Consider the following 18804-nt stretch of genomic DNA (forward strand, 5'->3'; position numbering starts at 1 on the left):
CAAACGGTTGCCAGATTCTTGGCCACGAATCCATGCCGAAACGGCACTTTTGTTCATGTTTTGATCTATGAATCCGGCAAGCAAAAGGCCGCGCGATCAAACCTTGATCACGCGGCCCTCAAAAGCCAGGCATTGAAGGTGAGGCTTGGCCTCAGGCGATCTCGATATCGCACCAGTGGCTGTAAGGCCGCTCGGGCGAGTGGATGACATTGGGGAAGTGCGGGTTGTGCAGCGCGTCCGCCAGGTTCTGGTCTTCGAGACAGAAACCGGCATGCCGGCCGTAGCGTTTGCCCTCGAGGCCCGGCACCGGAATATCGGTCCAGACGCTGTTGTAAACCTGCACGCCGGGGCGGTCAGACCAAATTTTTAGCGTCAGATCCTTAGCAGGCGAAACAACCGTGGCGATAGGATCGGAGTGCTTGCGGCCAGTGTCGAGCACCATCCCGATATCATAATCGACCGCTGCGCCATTGGCGTCGCGCATGGTGCGCGGCTGACGCAGGTCATATGGCGTACCGCGCGAGGGCAGGATGGCGCCGGTCGGTGCCAGATCGTCGCCGAGCAATGTATAGGCGCTCGAATTGACCTGGATCGTATGGTCGAGCACGTTCTCGGTGGTGCCGAGATTGAAATACTGGTGCTGCACCAGGCTGATCGGCGTGGCGCGATCGGTCGTGGCGCTCAGTTCCAGGCGCAGCTTGTTGCCCTTGAGGCTGTAGGTGGCGGCAAAATTGACATTGCCGGGATAGCCCATGGCGCCGTCTGGCGAAAAGTGGGTGAAGCGCACCGCATTGTTGGCGCTGTCGACCTGGCCGGACCAGACCTGGCGGCCAAGACCCTCTTCGCCACCGTGGAGCTGCAGTTCGCCTACATTGGCTGCGAGCTTGTAAGTGGTGCCGTCGATCTCGAAGCTGGCGCCCTTGATGCGATTGGCCACGCGGCCCGCGAGGGAACCGAAATGCGGGCTATGCGCCGGATAGGCATCAAAATTGTCAAAGCCGAGCACGACGCCGCGTTCGCCGCCGGCCACCGGCACACGCCAGTCGCGCACGGCGACGCCATAGCCGATGATGTCAACGGTGACGCCGGTGTCGCTGGTCAGGCGGTACTGGTCGACGCGCTTGCCTTGATATTCGCCAAAGGTCGAAACTTCGATGCCCATCGCAACTCCCCTCAAAAAGCCTGGCGGGGAGCTGTACCCTTATTTGCGACCCTGGGGCAACGGCGCTCTTGACCTTTTGGAGCGCTCCGCGAACTGTGCGAGCCAGCAGAAGTAACGATTGCGGGGGCAGTGTGAGCGACGAGGCGGCCCGGCGGCGGGTAACGGTGCACGATGTGGCGCGGGCGGCGGGCGTATCGCTGGCGACGGTTGATCGCGTGCTCAATGGCCGGCCCGGGGTTAGGGCGGCGACCGCCGAAAAGGTCGAGGAAGCCATCCAGAGCCTGGGGTTTTCTCGCGACGTCAATGCCTCGCTCATGGCGCGGGCCCGCGATCTCAACGTGGTCTTCTTCATCCCCGATGGCTCGAACGAGTTCATGGACAGCCTGGCCGAAGCCGTGACCCGACGCGCCAGCCAGGCCCTCGCCGACCGCATGTATCTGTCGACGCGCCGAATCAGGGCGCTTGATACCGGTGCCCTCGCCGCGGGCCTTGATGCGCTCAATCCACATGATTGCGATTGTGCGGTCATCGTCACCTCCGAAGATCCCAGCATTCTGGCCGCTGTCGATTCCGCCACGCGCCGCGGCATCGCCGTCATGACGCTGGTGTCCGACTTGCCTGGTTCCAATCGCCGCCACTTCATCGGCGTCGACAATGTCGCTGCCGGCCGCACGGCGGCGTCCCTCCTCGGGCGCTTCCTGCCCCAGGGCGGCGCGGTTGCGGTCATCGCCGGCTCGTTGCACCTGCGCGACCACAGCGAGCGCCTCGAAGGTTTCAGGCAGATTCTTTCTGCCGATTTCTCCACCATCGAGCTTCTGGGCCCACTCGAGGGGCATGATGAAAGCCTGGCCACCGAAGCGCTGGTCGCTAAACTATTGGCGGATCATCCGAATCTCTCTGGCATTTACAATCTCGGTGCCGGTAATGCGGGACTCGTTTCCGCCCTCCACGCGTCAGGCTCTGCCGGCAGGCTCCGTGTCATCGCGCACGAGCTGACCGAGCCGACCCGCGAAGGCCTGCGCGGCGGCGCCATTGACGTGGTGCTCGATCAAAATCCCGATGGTGAAATCCGCGAGGCCATTGCCGCGGCGCGATCGCTGGTGCTGGGCACCGCGCGCCACGTTGCCACCGACCCCATTGAAATTGGCATTTTCCTGCGCGACAATTTGCGCTAGACAAACCGCATTCAACAAAGCGGTGGCGCTCTGAAAAAGGGCGGGGAGGAGGATCGCAGATGTTTGAACCCAAAATTGAGGTACGTGCCTCATGACTTATCTCGGCATTGATATCGGCACGTCGGGGGTCAAGGCGCTGCTCATCGACGAGCATGGCCGCGCCCTCGGCGACGCCTCCGCCCCCGCCGTCGAACCGGTGCGCCCGCATCCCGGCTGGTCCGAGCAGAATCCGACCGACTGGTGGACCGCCACCCTCGCTGCGGTCGATAAGCTGAAAGCCTCACACCCGGCCGAACTCAGCGCCGTTCGCGGCATTGGCCTCTCCGGCCACATGCATGGCGCGACCTTGCTGGGCAAAAACGACGAAGTCCTGCGCCCCTGTATTCTCTGGAACGACGGCCGCTCCGCCGCCGAGTGCGTCGAGATGGAAGCCGCACTCCCCGCTCTGCGGGAGCTCTCGGGCAATATCGCCATGCCCGGCTTTACCGCACCGAAAATAGCCTGGGTTCGCAAGCACGAGCCCGCGATCTACGACAAGATCGCCAAGGTCCTGCTGCCAAAGGCCTATGTGCGCCTGCTCCTCACCGGCGAACATGTGGAAGACATGTCCGACGCCGCCGGCACGCTCTGGCTCGACGTGGCGAAACGCGATTGGTCCGATGACCTGTTGGCCGTAACCGGCCTCACCCGCGATCACATGCCTCGCCTGGTGGAAGGCTCCGCCCCCTCGGCCCAGCTCAAGCGCGACCTCGCGCAGCGCTGGGGCATGGATGGCGCAGTCATCGTCGCTGGTGGCGCTGGCGACAACGCCGCCGCCGCCTGCGGCATCGGCGCCATTCGCCCCGGCGAGGGTTTTGTGTCGCTCGGCACGTCCGGCGTGCTTTTCGTCTCGAACGAAAAATTCAGCCCCAACACTGCCGGCGCCGTCCACGCCTTCTGCCACGCCATTCCCGACACCTGGCACCAGATGGGCGTCATTCTCTCGGCGACCGACTCGCTTAATTGGCTGAGCCGCATCACCGGCAAGAAGCAGGCCGAGCTTTCGGCTGAGGCGGAAGCCCAGTTCAAGGGCCCCGGCGAGGAAATCTTCCTGCCCTACCTCTCGGGCGAGCGCACGCCGCACAATAATGCCGGCGCCCGCGGCTCCTTCACCGGCCTTTCCCAGTCCACCGACACCGCCCAGATGGCCCAGGCCGTCATGGAGGGCGTCACCTTCGCCATGCGCGATTGCCAGCGCGTCCTTGCCGATGCCGGCACCAAGATCGACCGCCTGTTGGCTGTCGGCGGCGGCTCGAAATCCGCGCTGTGGCTGAAAATGCTGGCGACCAACCTCGACATGGAAATCGCCCTCCCCGAGGACGGCGACTTCGGTGGGGCGCTCGGTGCCGCCCGTCTTGGCCTCTGCGCTGCGGAAGGCGCCAAGCCGGCCGATGTCATGGCCATGCCGCCAATAAGAACAACCATTGCGCCCGATAGGAACCTGTCGGCCGCCTATTCCGATCAATATGCGCGATACCGCGCGCTCTATCCCGCCATCGAGGAGGCACGTAAGTGACGGATTTCTTTAAGGGACTTTCCCAGGTCAAGTTTGAAGGGCCGAACAGCAGGAACGCCCTGGCCTATCGCCACTACAACAAGGACGAAGTGATCGCCGGCAAGCGGATGGAAGACCATATCCGCCCGGCCATCGCCTATTGGCACACCTTTGCGCAGGAAGGCGGCGACCCGTTTGGCGGCCGTACCTTTGATCGTCCGTGGTTCGACAAGGGCCTTGAAGGCGCCAAGCTCAAGGCCGACGTCGCCTTTGAATTCTTCAACCTGATCGACGTGCCGTTCTTCGCCTTCCACGACGTGGACGTGGCGCCCGAAGGCGCAACGCTCGACGAATCGAACAAGAATCTTCGCGTTATTGGCGACATCATCGCTGCCAAGATGCAGGAATCGGGCAAAAAACTGCTCTGGGGCACGGCTAACCTCTTCTCCAACCGCCGCTATATGGCTGGCGCCGCCACCAATCCCGATCCGGCAGTGTTCGCCTATGCCGCCGGCCAGGTGAAATCCGTGCTCGAATTGACCCACGAACTGGGCGGCGAGAACTACGTGCTCTGGGGCGGCCGCGAAGGCTATGAAACCCTGCTCAACACCAAGATCGGCCAGGAACAGGACCAGATGGCCCGCTTCCTGACGCTGGTCATCGAGCATGCCGAAAAGATCGGCTTCAAGGGCCAGATCCTGATCGAACCCAAGCCGCAGGAGCCAAGCAAGCACCAGTACGACTACGACGTCGCGACCGTGTACGGCTTCCTTCAGAAGTACGGCCTCGAAAAGAAGGTGAAGTGCAATATCGAGGTCGGTCACGCCTTCCTCGCCGGTCACTCCTTCGAACACGAACTGGCTGTTGCCTCGTCGCTGGGCATGCTCGGCTCGGTCGACGCCAACCGCAACGATCTCCAGTCGGGCTGGGATACCGACCATTTCCCCAACAATGCCGGGGAAATGGCGCTGGCCTTCTACTACATCCTCAAGCAAGGCGGCCTCGGTAAGGGCGGCTTCAACTTTGACGCCAAGGTGCGCCGCCAGTCGCTTGATCCGGCCGACCTGCTGCACGGTCACATCCTGGGCCTCGATACCCTCGCCCGCGGCCTCAAGGGCGCCGTAGCGCTGATCGAAGACGGCGAGTTCGACAAGATGCTCGACGATCGCTATGCCGGCTGGAATTCCGGCATCGGCAAGGAGATCCTCGGCGGCAAGCTGAGCCTTTCCGATATCGCCGCCAAGGTGCATGCCGAAGGTATCAACCCGCAGCCGCGCTCGGGCCGCCAGGAATATCTCGAAAACCTGGTCAATCGGTTCGTCTGATGATCCGGGGAATCGAGCCCGGCGACCGGGAAGCATGGACGCAATTGTGGAAGGCCTATTTGGCCTTCTACGAAACGGTCCTTCCCGACGAGATTTATGCCTCGACCTGGTCGCGTTTTCTCGATCCCGCTGAACCCACCTGGGGCGCCCTGGCGCTCCGGGATGGCGTACCGGTTGGGCTGGTGCACTGGATTTATCATCGCCACAACTGGACCATTGCCGATACCTGCTACCTGCAAGACCTCTTTGTCGCGCCCGAAGGCCGCGGCCAGGGCCTTGGCAGCGCTTTGATCGACCATGTCGCCGCCGATGCCACCGCCAAGGGCAGCTCGCGCGTCTATTGGCTCACCCACGAATCCAATGCCACGGCGCGCGCCCTTTACGACAAGGTCGCGCAGCGCTCGGACTTCATTCAATACCGGCGGGATCTGCCGATCTCCTAGGACACTGTCATGCCGCAACTGACCAATCCCATCCTGCCAGGGTTCAATCCCGATCCCTCGATCCTCCGCGTCGGCGACGACTATTATATCGCCACCTCCACCTTCGAGTGGTACCCGGGCGTGCAGATCCACCATTCCAAGGATCTGGCCAATTGGGACCTGATCACCCGCCCGCTGACCCGCAAGAGCCAGCTCGACATGCGCGGCGATCCCGATAGCTGCGGCGTCTGGGCGCCCTGTCTGACGCATGACGGCGAAAAATTCTGGCTCGTCTATACCGACGTCCAGCGCAAGGACGGCTCCTTCAAGGACGCAAACAATTACATCGTCTGGGCCGACAAGATCGAAGGGCCGTGGTCCGACCCGATCTATGTCAATTCCTCGGGCTTTGATCCCAGCCTCTTCCACGATGACGACGGCAAGAAATACTTCGTCAACATGCTGTGGGACCACCGTCGCCGCCCGCTGCTCTTTGCCGGCATTGCCCTGCAGGAATTCGATCCCAAGGCCGGAAAGCTCGTCGGTCCGATCACCAATATCTATCAGGGTACGGACCTCAAGCTGGTCGAAGGCCCCCATCTCTATAAGCGCAACGGCTGGTACTACCTGCTCACCGCCGAGGGCGGCACGGCCTATGACCATGCCTGCACCTTCGCCCGCTCCCGCACCATCGATGGGCAATACGAAACCCATCCGCAAAAGCATATTCTCACGAGCAAAGACGCCCCGCTCGCCGCCCTGCAGCGCGCCGGCCATGGCGACATCGTCGATACGCCTGATGGCAAAACCTACCTCGTGCATCTGACCGGCCGTCCCACCACACAGGAGCGCCGCTGCGTTCTCGGCCGCGAAACGGCAATCCAGGAAGCCTTTTGGGGCGACGACGACTGGCTCTATGTGAAGAACGGTCCCGTCCCGTCGCTTCACGTGGAGGTTCCCGGCGCCCGCGACGAGGCAAAATACTGGGCTGAAAAGCGCTACACGTTCGAGAATGGCCTGCCGATCGACTTCCAGTGGCTGCGCACGCCGGAAACCGACCGCATTTTTACCACCGAAGGCGGCAGGCTGACCCTGTTTGGTCGCGAATCCATCGGCTCCTGGTTCGAACAGGCTCTGGTCGCCCGTCGCCAGCAGCATTTTTCCTATGATGCCGAAACCGTCGTCGATTTCCCGGCGACCGACGAGCGCACCATGGCGGGCCTCACGGCCTATTATAGCCGCTACAACTTCTTCTACCTCGCGGTCACCGCCCATGCCGATGACCAGCGCGAATTGCTGCTCATGACCTCGGAAATGTCCTGGCCGGACGGCAACCTGCGCTTCCCGGCTGACCCGGTGCAGATTCCCAACACCGGCAAGGTCAAGCTCGCGCTCACCATTCGCGGCCCAAAACTGCAGTTCTTCTATGCCCTCGAGGGCCAGGACCTGCAGCCCATCGGGCCCGTACTCGACGCCTCGATCCTCTCGGACGAATGCGGTGGCCATCAGGCCCATGGCAGTTTTACGGGTGCCTTCGTCGGCGTCGCCGCCCACGATCTCAACGGCACCGCGAGCCCCGCCACCTTCGACTACTTTACCTATCGCCCCCAGCACGATCCCTCGGATCGCTATGAGGTAGATAGTCTGGTCGGGAAGGCTCTGTAGCCGCCCGCAGGCCGTTGTCAGCCGAATTCGCCGTGGCGAATTCGGGCCGGGAACGTCCCGCCAATGCATCTCCCTCAAATTATGACATCATAATAGCCCCATCCAACCTCGCACGGACGGTCTGCAGACGACAGTAGCGAGGGTGCCTGCCGCGCTGGATGGTCTCCAGTGCGCTTCCGGGGTTGGCCGCTTGCGACGAGCAATCTCGCAGCAGGCGCTGGCGGGAACTGGGTTATATGGCGCCATAGTACCGGGCTCCGCCATCGCCATTCCAAAAAATTGGAAACCAGGAGAACGACTTATCTCCAGCGAGCCTTGTCTTTTCGCCAGCCGCCGCCGAATCTGCCCCGGCGTGGACAAGAGGAGCCCGAAAAATGAAACTCGAATCGATCGCCCTGCACCATGGCTATGAGTCCGAAGCCACCACCAAGGCAGCGGCCGTGCCGATCTACCAGACCACCTCGTATACCTTCGACAACACCCAGCACGGCGCCGATCTCTTCGATCTCAAGGTCGCCGGCAACATCTATACCCGCATCATGAACCCGACGACCGCCGTGCTCGAAGCGCGCGTCGCCGAACTTGAAGGCGGCATTGCCGGCCTCGCCCTCGCCTCGGGCATGGCGGCCATCACCTATGCCATCCAGACCATTGCCGGCGTCGGCGACAATATCGTCTCGGTCTCCCAGCTCTATGGCGGCACCTACAATCTCTTCGTCCATTCCTTCCCGCGCCAGGGCATCGAAACCCGTCTCGTCGCTTATGACGACTATGAGGGTTTCGAGAAGGCCATTGACGACAAGACCAAGGCCATTTTCCTTGAATCCATCGGCAACCCGGCCGGCAATGTCGTCGATATCGAGCGGATTGCCGAGATCGCCCACCGCCATGGCGTGCCCGTCATCGTCGACAACACCGTGGCAACGCCCTATCTGACGCGCCCCTTCGATTTCGGCGCCGATATCGTGGTTCATTCGCTGACGAAGTATATCGGCGGCCACGGCACGTCCATCGGCGGCATCATCGTCGATTCAGGCAAATTCGACTGGAAGGCGAATGCAAAACGCTTCTCGGTCCTCAATGAGCCCGATCCGTCCTATCACGGCGTCGTCTATACCGAGGCTTTGGGGCCGGCAGCCTATATCGGCCGCGCCCGCGTCGTGCCGCTGCGCAATACCGGCGCCGCCATCTCCCCGCTCAATGCCTTCCTGATCCTCCAGGGTCTCGAAACCCTCGGTCTGCGCATCGAGCGCCACGCCGAAAACGCGCTGAAAGTCGCCCAGCATCTGAAGAACCACCCCAAGGTGGAATGGGTCAATTATGCCGGCCTGCCCGACAGCCCCTTCAACGCTGTGGCCAAGAAGATTTCCAAGGGTTCCGGCTCGGGCATTCTCTCGTTCGGCATCAAGGGCGGCAAGGACGCCGGCGGTCGCTTCATCGACGCATTGCAGATGATCCTGCGCCTCGTCAATATCGGCGATGCCAAGTCCCTGGCCTGCCACCCGGCCTCGACCACCCATCGCCAGCTTTCTCCTGAAGAGCTGAAAAAGGCCGGCGTTTCCGAAGATCTCGTTCGTATTTCGGTCGGCATCGAGCACATCGACGACATCATCGCCGATATCGATCAGGCACTCGCCAAGGCGTGATCACGATTTTCTCGGGCGGGGGCGACAAGCTCCCGCCCGGGGCGTAGGCTCTTTTCGTTAGCGGTCGCAGTCCCTGCGTCTCGCGCCGGTCATGCGCAATTCGCATTCTGCGGCCTCCAGCCCGAGGAGGTTTTGCCATGGCCCATTTGCATGTCATGACCGGTGCCGGCGACAAGCTGGACATGCCGGTCGTCAAGACGATCACCCTGTCCGATCTGATGCTGGCGCTGCGGCGCGGCGCCGAGGATTTCTGGGCCAAGCCCACCCACTATTTCCTGCTCATGATCATCTATCCCGTCATCGGCATCGTGCTGACCGTGTGGATGAATGGGTTTTACACCTGGCCCATGCTCTATCCGCTGATCGGCGGCTTTGCCCTTGTCGGGCCCATTGCGGCCCTGCCGCTCTACGAGCTTTCCCGCCGCCGCGAGCTGGGCGAGGAACCGGGCTGGCGCGACGCCATAAGCGTCTTTCACTCCCCCGCCATCGGCAGCATCCTCGCCGTCGGCGCCATGCTGTTCTTTCTCTTCACCCTCTGGCTGACCAGCGCCCAGGCGCTTTACGAAAGCCTCTTCGGTTCCGCTCCCCCGCAAAGCTTCCAGGGCCTTTTCGCCCAGGTTCTTTATGAGCCCGGCGGCATGACGCTGGCTTTGGTCGGCACGGCCATCGGCGCCTGCTTTGCCCTTGTCGTGCTCTGCACCTCGGTCATCGCCTTTCCGTTGCTGCTCGATCGCGATGTCGGTGCCTATGTGGCCGTCGAAACCTCGATCCGGGCGGTGGTGCACAATCTTGTCCCCATGCTCGCCTGGGGCATTATTGTCGGCCTGTCCCTGTTCGTCGGGGCCTTGACCCTGTTTGTAGGGCTCGCGGTCATCCTGCCGGTTCTCGGCCACGCCACCTGGCACCTTTATCGGCGCACGGTGGCCTCGGCTTCGATGATCCGCAATGAAGCGCACGGATAAACAATCGGGCAAACCCGGAGCGGGGGAGTTGGCTTCTTAACTGCAAGGTCTTAGTCTCTGCGCTTTCCTTGCCCCGAATTAGCCGAGCCCATGGACCAGACCCCTTTCGAGGCCCCGAACAGCGCCGCCCCCGCGGCGCTGACGCCAATGATGGCGCAGTATTTCGAGATCAAGGCGGTCAACCCGGGCTATCTGCTGTTCTATCGCATGGGCGATTTCTATGAGCTCTTCTTCGAAGACGCCGAGATCGCGAGCGCGGCCCTGGGCATCGTCCTCACCAAGCGCGGCAAGCATCTGGGCGAGGATATCGGCATGTGCGGCGTGCCCATCCACGCCGCCAATGACTATCTCAACAAGCTGATCAAGCTCGGGCACCGCGTCGCCATCTGCGAGCAGGTCGAAGATCCCGCCGAAGCCAAGAAGCGCGGCAGCAAGTCGGTCGTCAAACGCGACGTCGTCCGCCTCGTTACCCCCGGCACCCTGACCGAGGACGATCACCTCGACGCCCGTTCGGCCAACTATCTTGCCGCTCTTGCCATGGTCCGCCACGGCGACATCGACTTTGCCCTCGCCTGGGCCGACATCTCGACCGGCGAAACCTTTGTGGCCGACCTCCCCGCAGAACGCCTCGGCGACGAACTGGCCCGCATCGCCCCCGCCGAACTGCTGCTGACTGACGCGACGCGCCAATTGCTGATCGAAAAGCACCTTTTTGCCCCGGCCTGGAGCGCCATCGCCTCCACCATCGCGCCCGAGGCGGCCGATAGCGAAGTCGCCCTGCAGGTCCTGCGCCGTACCTTTTCGGCCAATACCTTCGACCCCACGTCGCTCTCCCGCGCCGGCCGCTCGGCCATGGGTGCGCTCGTCGCCTATGTCGACCAGAGCCAGAAGGGGCGCACCGCACCCCTGCGTTCGCCGGTCCTCCAGGCAAGCGACATGGTCCTCGCCATTGATGCCGCCACCCGCTCGAGCCTTGAAATTCTGCAGACCCAGCGCGGTCTGGCAAAAGGTTCGCTGCGCCAGTCCATCGACCTGACTGTCACCGCCCCCGGCGCTCGTCTCCTCGCCAGCCGTCTCGCTGCGCCGCTGCGCGATGCTGCGGCCATCAATGACCGGCTCGATGCCGTCGAGCGCCTCGTTGGCGATCCCCTGCTCCGCGCTCGGCTCCGCAGCGATCTCAAGGCAGCCCCTGACCTCGCCCGTGCTCTCTCCCGCCTCTCGCTCGAGCGCGGTGGTCCGCGCGACCTTGCCGCCATCGGCAAGGCCGTCGGCGCAGCGCTTGAACTGGCCGCCAATCTCGGCAGCCAGCCGGATCTCCCCAGGGTCCTCTCACGCCTGACCAAAACCCTCGGCGCTGCGCCGCGTCCGCTTGCCTCCGAGCTTGGCCTCGCCCTCGACGACGAGCTGCCCCTCCTTTCCCGCGACGGCGGCTTCGTCCGCGCCGCCTATGACGGCAAGCTCGACGAAGAACGGGCACTGGGGTCAGAAACCCGTGCCGTCGTTGCCGCCCTTCAGGCCCGGCTGATGGACGAGACCGATGTCCGGTCCCTCAAAATCAAGCATAACGGCGTCCTCGGCTATTTCGTCGAAGTGCCGGCCGGCCATGGCCAAAAGCTTTTGGAGCCGCCGCATCGGGAAATCTTCATCCATCGCCAGACGCTGGCCAATGCCATGCGCTTCACGACGACGGAACTGGCCGAACTCGAAGGCCGCATCGCCAGGGCGCATGAAGCCGCCCTCGAAATCGAGCTCGGCATCTTCACCCGGCTGCGCGAAGAGGTGCTGGCGCGGACCGGCGAATTGCAGGGCCTTGCCGATGCGCTGGCCGAGCTCGACGTTACCGCGGCTCTCGCCGAAGTGTCCGCCACGCGCTTTTATTGCCGGCCACAAGTCGATGACAGCCTTGCTTTCGCCATTGTCGGCGGGCGCCATCCGGTGGTGGAACAGATGGTACGGGCCGAAGGCCAGAGCTTTGTGGCCAACGACGCCGACCTCTCGGGCAGTGACGAGATCGGCGGCGGCAAGTTGTGGCTCGTCACCGGCCCGAACATGGGCGGTAAATCGACCTTCCTGCGCCAGAACGCGCTCATCGCCATCCTGGCGCAGATGGGTTGCTACGTTCCGGCTGAGTCAGCCCATATCGGTGTCGTCGACCGGCTCTTTTCCCGTGTCGGTGCCTCGGACGACATTGCCCATGGCCGCTCGACCTTCATGGTCGAAATGGTCGAGACATCAGCCATTCTCAATCGCGCCACCCGCCGCAGCCTTGTCGTGCTCGACGAGATCGGCCGGGGCACGGCGACGTTCGATGGTCTTTCCATCGCCTGGGCCTCGGTGGAAGCCCTCCATGAAACCACCGGTTGCCGAGCCCTCTTTGCGACCCACTTCCACGAACTGACCAGTCTGGCAAAAACGCTTTCCCGCGTCGCCAATGTGACCATGAAAGTGCGCGAATGGGAGGGCGAGGTCGTCTTCCTGCACGAGGTGGGTCCCGGCGCTGCGGATCGCTCCTATGGCATTCAGGTGGCCCGGCTGGCCGGCCTCCCCGAACCGGTGATCAACCGGGCCAAGCAAGTGCTCGATGTGCTCGAGCAGCGCTCGGCCGGCACCGCCTCTTCCAGCCAGAAAGCCAGCGTGCTAGACGATTTGCCGCTCTTTGCTCATCAGCCAGCCCCGGCTCCGAAGAGCAAGGATCCCATTCACGAAGCGCTCGATGCCGTCCGACCCGACGACATGACGCCCAAGCAAGCCATCGAAGCGCTCTACGAATTGAAGAAACTCCGCGATGACGCTCGCCGAAGCTGACGCCAAACCGCGAAAAGCGCTTTTTGCGCTCAAAACGGCCGAGACCCTTCTCGCCGAACTCGACCTGGTGGTGGGCGACCAGCCCGCCAAGTCCCCGGCGGCCCGCATGGCCGTTTTGGCCCATATGCGCCAGACCCTGGCCGAGGCCCGCAAGGATGCGGAAGCGGAATTGCTGGCGACCAGCAAGGGCACCCGCTGCGCGCAAAACCTCTGCGCCGCCGAAGACGAGATCATTTCGGCGGTCTATAGCTTTGCAACGACGCGGGTCTATCCCGTCGACAATCCGTCTGGCGCCGAAGCCATCGCGCTCTCCGCCGTCGGCGGCTACGGTCGCGGCACCCTGGCGCCGGGTTCGGACATCGATCTGCTCTTCATCCTGCCCTATAAGCAGACGCCTTGGGGCGAACAGGTCACCGAATACATCCTCTATATGCTCTGGGACCTGGGCCAGAAGGTCGGCCACGCCGTCCGCTCGGTCGACGAGTGCATCCGCATGGCCCGCGCCGACATGACCGTGCGCACGGCAACGCTCGAGGCGCGCTTCCTCACGGGCGATAAGTCGCTCTTTGACAATCTGGTCCGGCGCTTTGAAACTGAGATCATGCCCAAGACGGGGCCGGAATTCATCGCCGCCAAAATGGCCGAGCGCGACGAGCGCCACCGGCAGATGGGCAATACCCGCTACGTGGTCGAGCCCAATATCAAGGACGGCAAGGGCGGCCTTCGCGACCTCAATACGCTCTTCTGGATCGGCAAGTACTTTTATCAGGTCAAGACCAGCCACGAGCTGGTCGCCAAGGGCGTTCTGACCGATTCCGAATATCGTCTCTTCCAGCGGGCCGAGGATTTTCTCTGGGCGGTGCGCTGCCACCTGCACTTCGTCACCCATCGCGCCGAAGAGAAGCTGACCTTCGACGTGCAGCCCGATCTTGCCCGTCGCATGGGTTATGCCGAGCGCGTCGGCATGCTCGGCGTCGAGCGCTTCATGAAGCGCTATTTCCTTGTCGCCAAGGACGTGGGCGATCTGACACGCATCATCTGCGCCAGCCTCGAATTCCGCCACGCCAAGGACATGGACCTCGTCGGCCGAGCCCTCGCGCCCTTCCGGGCCGGCAAGTCCAAGATCAAGGGCGAGACCGATTTCATCGTCGACACCGGCCGCCTCAATATCGCGACCCCGGACGCTTTCGAGAGGGACCCGGTCAATCTCATAAAAATGTTCATGGTGGCCGGACGCGAGGAGCTGCTGTTCCACCCCGACGCCATCAAGCATATCCGCGACAGCCTGAGCCTGATCGACCACAAGATCCGCAACGATGCCCGGGCCAACGGTTATTTCCTGACGATTCTGACGAGTCCGCTCTATGTCGAGCGCATCCTGCGCCAGATGAACGAGAGCGGCGTGCTGGGCAAGTTCGTGCCCGATTTCGGCAAGATCGTCGCGCTGATGCAGTTCAACATGTACCACCACTATACGGTGGACGAGCACCTGATCCGCGCCGTCGGCTGCATGGCCGACATCGCCAATGGCGGCCTGCGTCAGGAACTGCCTTTGACCCACGAGCTGCTGCCGCAGCTCAACGATACGCGCCTGCTCTATGTCACGCTGTTCCTCCATGACATCGCCAAGGGCCGGCCCGAGGATCATTCGATCGCTGGCGCGCGCATCGCCAAGAAACTCTGCCCGCGCTTTGGTCTCAATGCGGCCGAAACCGACACGGTGGCCTGGCTCATCGAATATCACCTGCTGATGAGCGAGATCGCTCAGGCCCGCGATATTCAGGATCCGGAGACCGCCAAGGCTTTTGCCGATGTGGTGCAGTCGCCGCAACGCCTCGCTCTCCTGATGATTCTGACCGCCTGCGACATTCGCGCCGTGGGCCCCGGCACCTGGACCGGCTGGAAGGGATCGCTGCTGCGCTCCCTCTACTATGCCACCGAGCCGCTTCTGTCGGGAGGACACAGCCAGGTCAGCCACACCGAACGCGTGCATGCGGCCAAGGATGCCCTGGCAACGGCTCTGGACAAGTGGTCGCCCGGCGAGGTGGAGACCTATGCCGCCCGTCACTACGACCACTATTGGTTGCGGGCCGAGCCAGAGCTGCAGATTGTGCACGCCCGCATGATCCGCCAGGCCGACGAGGCCGGTCAGCCCTTTGCCGGTTCCATTCGGGTCAAGGCTTTTGAGGGCATTACCGAGGTCAGCTTCTATACGCCAGACCACCCTCGCCTGCTCTCGCTGATCGCCGGCGCCTGCACCATGCAGGACGCCTCCATTATCGGCGCGCAGATTTTCTCGACCCGCGACGGCCGCGCCATCGACACCTTCAGGCTCCGCCGTTCGTTTACCTCCGACGAGGATGAAAAGGTCCGCGCCACCCGCATCATCGACACGGTCAAGCAGCTGCTGCAGGGCAAGCGCACCGTGCTGATCGATCTGGGCAAGGAATCGCGCCACAACAAGCGCCTCAAACCCTTTGCGCTGCCGGCGCAGGTTTCGGTCTCCAACGCCATCTCGGAAAAATTCACCGTCATCGAGGTCTCGGGCCTTGATCGTATCGGCCTGCTCTATGCCTTGACCCGCGAAATCTCCGACCTCAATTTGACCATTGGTTCTGCCCATATCGGCACCTATGGCGAAAAGGCCGTCGACGTTTTCTACGTCACGGACCTGACGGGGCAGAAGATTCACGTGAAACAGCGGCAGAAGAAGATCCACGACGCGTTGATGGACGTGTTCGAACGCCCCGAGGAGAAGAAGGCGGCGCATGGCTGAGCGCTCTCGTTGAGTCTCTTTCGTAACTTCTTCTCGGTCGGCGCCTGGACGCTGGTGAGCCGGGTCTTTGGGCTCGTGCGCGACGCCCTGATGGCGGCGGTCCTGGGCGTTGGGCCGGCGGCCGACGCGTTCAATGCCGCGTTCCGCTTCCCCAACCTTTTCCGCCGACTTTTCGCGGAGGGCGCTTTCAACACTGCCTTCGTGCCCATGTTCTCGGGCGCGCTGGAACAGCAGGGTGAGGAAGGCGCAAAAATCCTGGCCTCGCGAATCATGAGCTGGCTGCTGGCCATGCTCGTTGTCGTGACCATCCTCGTCGAGGTGTTCATGCCGGAGATCATGGTCGCCTTCGTCCCCGGCTTCGTGGACGACAAGGAAAAATTCGACCTGACCGTCATGCTGACGCGGATCATGTTCCCCTATCTCGCCTGCATGTCACTGATGGCAGCCTATGGGGCGATCCTCAATTCGCTGCGGCGCTTCTTCGCCGCGGCCTTTGCGCCGGTTCTGCTCAATATCGTCAACATCTCAGCGCTCATTCCGCTCGCGACCTTCTGGGTTCAGGATCCAAAGGGCGCGACCTTCTGGGTCGCTATCGCCACCATGCTCGGGGGCATTGCCCAACTCTGGCTGGTCTGGGTGGCTATCGAGCGCACCGGCTTCCGGCCGGCCTTCCGCCTGCCGCGGTTCGATGCGGAGGTGCGCCACTTCTGGGTACTGGCGATCCCAGCAATCCTTGCTGGCGGCATTACCCAGATCAATATTTTCGTCGGCACCATCATCGCGTCGGGTGCCGACAGCACGATTTCGATCCTCTCCTATGCGGACCGCCTCTATCAGCTGCCGCTCGGCATTATCGGCATTGCCATCGGCACGGTGCTGCTGCCCGAATTGAGCCGCCACCTCAAGGGCGGGCGGGAAACAGAGGCGCTGGCGAGCCAGGAGCAGTCCCTGTTCATCTCCATGCTGCTGACCATGCCAGCCGCCGCGGCGCTGATCGGCATGTCTGAACCTATCGTGCGACTGCTCTTCGAACGCGGTGCTTTCGATGCTTTGGCAACGAAACAAACAGCCGAGGCGCTTGTTGCTTTCGCTACCGGCCTACCCGCTTATGTGCTGATCAGGGTGCTGCAGCCGGGCTTTTTCGCCCGCGAAGACACGGTCACCCCCACGATCTTTGCCGGCGTCAGTGTCGTCGCAAATATCGCCATTTCCATCTGGCTCTTTCCCACCATGTTCCACGTCGGTATCGCCATTGCGACGGCCGCGTCCTCGTGGATCAATGTCGTCCTGCTTGGAGCGACCCTGGCGTTCCGCGGGCATTTCTCCCTGCCCCGCAGCCAATGGTGGGGGCACATCATGATCGTGCTGATCAGTGCGGCGATGGGATGGAGCCTCATGGTCCTGTCCCAGCACGGTGCGCACCATATCGCCAGCGGCTCCCCGCTCTGGCGACAGATTCTGGTGGTCGGTTCTCTGATCGCTTACGGGGTGATCTTTTACTTCACCCTCGTGCATTTCTCCGGCACCCAACGCCTCGGCATGCTCGTGCGCCGCGTGCGTCGTTCCCGGTGATGGTTTTCAATCGGCGCGGCTCCGTATAGAACGGGGCCATCTGCCTATCATCCGCTTCTGGGACCCATGGCCTTTTCTCCTCGCGTCTTTTCCGGCATCCAGCCTTCCGGCGATCTGCATCTGGGCAATTATCTCGGCGCCATCCGCCGTTTCGTGCCCCTTCAGGACACGCATGAGACCATCTATTGCGTGGTCGACATGCATGCGATCACGGTCTGGCAGGAGCCCAATGACCTGCGCCGCGCCACCCGCGAAGTGGCCGCCGCCTTCATCGCTGCGGGCGTTGATCCCAAGCGCTCGATCGTGTTCAACCAGAGCCAGGTCATGCAGCATGCTGAGCTCGCCTGGGTGTTCAATTGCGTCGCCCGCATTGGCTGGATGAACCGCATGACGCAGTTCAAGGACAAGGCCGGCAAGAATTCCGAGAATGTCTCGCTCGGCCTGCTCGCCTATCCGTCACTGATGGCGGCCGACATTCTGCTCTACAAGGCGACTGCCGTGCCGGTGGGCGACGATCAGAAGCAACATCTGGAGCTGACGCGTGACATCGCGGCCAAGTTCAACAATGACTATGCCGCTTCGATCGCCGAACAGGGCCTCGATCCTGATTTCTTCCCGATCACCGAGCCGCTTATTGCCGGACCGGCGACGCGCATCATGTCGCTACGCGACGGCACCAAGAAAATGAGCAAATCGGACCCGTCGGACCAGTCGCGCATTTCCCTGCTCGACGACGCCGACGCCATCTCGAAGAAGATCAAGAAGGCCACGACCGACCCGGCCGAACTGCCGGTCGAAGTCGAGGACCTGAAAGGGCGCCCAGAAGCCGACAACCTCGTTGGCATCTATGCAGCGCTCTCGGACAAGACCAAGGCCGAAGTGCTGGCCGAATTCGGTGGCCAGGGCTGGGGCAAGTTCAAGCCGGCGCTGGCCGATCTCGCCGTGGCTCAGCTCGCGCCAATGTCGGGCGAAATGCGCCGCCTGATCGAGGACACCACCACGATCGATGGCATTTTGCGCGATGGCGGTGAGCGGGCTGCGGCTATTGCCGAAAAGACCATGAACGAAGTTCGTCGCATCGTCGGATTCATCCGCTAGTTCGGAGGCGCCTTTGTACGATACCGAATACAAGCGCAAATTCCTCGTCGTCATCGACGAAACCGAGGAATGCGACCGCGCCCTGACCTTCGCCGCCTTTCGCACCAAGCGAACGGGCGGCACGGTCGTGCTGGTGACCGTGATCCCCAAGCCCGAATTCATCGGCATGGGCGTCGAGGACGTGCTGCGGGCCGAGGCGGTGGAAGAGGCCGAGCGCAATCTCGATGAGCGGCTCGCCCGCATCAAGGAAATCGGTGACGTGCGCGCCGAAACCGTTATCCGCGAAGGCAACGGGCCGGAGCAGATCGAGCAGCTGATCGACAAGGATCATGGCATCGCCATCCTGGTGCTGGCAGCGTCCAAGTCCGGTGAAGGCCCCGGTCCGCTAGTGACGCACTTTGCTGCCCGCGCCAATGCACTGCCCATTCCACTGACCATCGTGCCGGGCCGGATGAGCGACGAAGAGATTATCGCGATCTGCTGAGTGGCCCCTTCGGGGCAAAATCAGTCCAGTGGACTGATTTTAACGCAGCAGGCCCAAAGAGCTACGCTCGAAGGGCTGATCGCCGACCCCTAGACGCCTCAGCCCAGCCATTCGAGCGTAGCTCTCATGGCCTTGATCGCCAAGATCGCTCCACTGGAGCGATCTTTCCCCGCGGGCC

13 protein-coding genes are annotated in these 18804 nt (G+C 62.7%); 12 read left to right on the forward strand and 1 reads right to left on the reverse strand.

Annotated features, from left to right (window positions below):
- Positions 1 to 151: 151 nt before the first annotated feature.
- Positions 152 to 1162 carry an aldose epimerase family protein gene (locus tag J0I64_RS09195; RefSeq protein ID WP_291407383.1) on the reverse strand — a complete coding sequence of 337 codons (1011 nt, stop codon included), beginning with the start codon at positions 1160 to 1162 and terminating at the stop codon, positions 152 to 154.
- Between the two features lie 131 nt (positions 1163 to 1293).
- Between J0I64_RS09195 and J0I64_RS09200 the strand changes: the two genes are divergently transcribed.
- The 12 genes from J0I64_RS09200 (at position 1294) to J0I64_RS09255 (ending at position 18626) form a co-directional block, all read left to right on the forward strand.
- A complete protein-coding gene (locus tag J0I64_RS09200; RefSeq protein ID WP_291407385.1) occupies positions 1294 to 2337 on the forward strand; it encodes a LacI family DNA-binding transcriptional regulator in 1044 nt (347 codons plus the stop codon).
- Between the two features lie 91 nt (positions 2338 to 2428).
- Positions 2429 to 3892 (forward strand): xylulokinase, encoded by a 1464-nt coding sequence (xylB, locus tag J0I64_RS09205; RefSeq protein ID WP_291407387.1) that lies wholly within the window; start codon positions 2429 to 2431, stop codon positions 3890 to 3892.
- Positions 3889 to 5196: a xylose isomerase gene (xylA, locus tag J0I64_RS09210; protein ID WP_291407389.1), complete on the forward strand. Its 1308-nt coding sequence runs from the start codon at positions 3889 to 3891 to the stop codon at positions 5194 to 5196. The genes xylB and xylA overlap by 4 nt, the downstream gene beginning before the upstream one ends.
- Complete coding sequence (locus J0I64_RS09215; protein ID WP_291407391.1) at positions 5196 to 5639, forward strand: GNAT family N-acetyltransferase; 444 nt, start codon at positions 5196 to 5198, stop codon at positions 5637 to 5639. The genes xylA and J0I64_RS09215 overlap by 1 nt, the downstream gene beginning before the upstream one ends.
- Before the next feature lie 9 nt (positions 5640 to 5648).
- Positions 5649 to 7283 (forward strand): glycoside hydrolase family 43 protein, encoded by a 1635-nt coding sequence (locus J0I64_RS09220; RefSeq protein WP_291407393.1) that lies wholly within the window; start codon positions 5649 to 5651, stop codon positions 7281 to 7283.
- Positions 7284 to 7657: 374 nt separating this feature from the next.
- Positions 7658 to 8929 carry an aminotransferase class I/II-fold pyridoxal phosphate-dependent enzyme gene (locus tag J0I64_RS09225; protein WP_291407395.1) on the forward strand — a complete coding sequence of 424 codons (1272 nt, stop codon included), beginning with the start codon at positions 7658 to 7660 and terminating at the stop codon, positions 8927 to 8929.
- 137 nt (positions 8930 to 9066) lie between these two features.
- On the forward strand, positions 9067 to 9891 hold the full coding sequence (locus J0I64_RS09230; protein ID WP_291407398.1) for a DUF2189 domain-containing protein: 825 nt from the start codon (positions 9067 to 9069) through the stop codon (positions 9889 to 9891).
- Between the two features lie 90 nt (positions 9892 to 9981).
- The gene (gene mutS, locus J0I64_RS09235) at positions 9982 to 12696 is read left to right on the forward strand and encodes a DNA mismatch repair protein MutS (RefSeq protein WP_291407399.1); all 2715 of its coding nucleotides are present in this window, start codon (positions 9982 to 9984) and stop codon (positions 12694 to 12696) included.
- Entirely contained in the window at positions 12677 to 15472 is a 2796-nt protein-coding gene (locus tag J0I64_RS09240; RefSeq protein WP_291407401.1) for a [protein-PII] uridylyltransferase, read from the forward strand. Before mutS ends, J0I64_RS09240 begins: the two co-directional genes overlap by 20 nt.
- Positions 15473 to 15481: 9 nt before the next feature.
- On the forward strand, positions 15482 to 17044 hold the full coding sequence (gene murJ / locus J0I64_RS09245) for a murein biosynthesis integral membrane protein MurJ (RefSeq protein ID WP_291407403.1): 1563 nt from the start codon (positions 15482 to 15484) through the stop codon (positions 17042 to 17044).
- A 66-nt stretch (positions 17045 to 17110) separates the two neighbouring features.
- Entirely contained in the window at positions 17111 to 18142 is a 1032-nt protein-coding gene (gene trpS / locus J0I64_RS09250) for a tryptophan--tRNA ligase (RefSeq protein ID WP_291407405.1), read from the forward strand.
- A gap of 13 nt (positions 18143 to 18155) precedes the next feature.
- Positions 18156 to 18626, forward strand: a complete 471-nt coding sequence (locus J0I64_RS09255; protein WP_291407407.1) for a universal stress protein — start codon at positions 18156 to 18158, stop codon at positions 18624 to 18626.
- The last annotated feature ends 178 nt before the right edge of the window (positions 18627 to 18804 follow it).

This window comes from Devosia sp. (genome assembly GCF_017307565.1).
Taxonomy (GTDB): domain Bacteria; phylum Pseudomonadota; class Alphaproteobacteria; order Rhizobiales; family Devosiaceae; genus Devosia.

Coding starts and splice junctions, on each gene's coding strand:
- J0I64_RS09195 (WP_291407383.1), bottom strand. CDS start 1,162: ATGGGCATCGAAGTTTCGACCTTTGGCGAATATCAAGGCAAGCGCGTC.
- xylB (WP_291407387.1), top strand. CDS start 2,429: ATGACTTATCTCGGCATTGATATCGGCACGTCGGGGGTCAAGGCGCTG.
- J0I64_RS09215 (WP_291407391.1), top strand. CDS start 5,196: ATGATCCGGGGAATCGAGCCCGGCGACCGGGAAGCATGGACGCAATTG.
- J0I64_RS09220 (WP_291407393.1), top strand. CDS start 5,649: ATGCCGCAACTGACCAATCCCATCCTGCCAGGGTTCAATCCCGATCCC.
- J0I64_RS09225 (WP_291407395.1), top strand. CDS start 7,658: ATGAAACTCGAATCGATCGCCCTGCACCATGGCTATGAGTCCGAAGCC.
- J0I64_RS09230 (WP_291407398.1), top strand. CDS start 9,067: ATGGCCCATTTGCATGTCATGACCGGTGCCGGCGACAAGCTGGACATG.
- mutS (WP_291407399.1), top strand. CDS start 9,982: ATGGACCAGACCCCTTTCGAGGCCCCGAACAGCGCCGCCCCCGCGGCG.
- J0I64_RS09240 (WP_291407401.1), top strand. CDS start 12,677: ATGACGCTCGCCGAAGCTGACGCCAAACCGCGAAAAGCGCTTTTTGCG.
- trpS (WP_291407405.1), top strand. CDS start 17,111: ATGGCCTTTTCTCCTCGCGTCTTTTCCGGCATCCAGCCTTCCGGCGAT.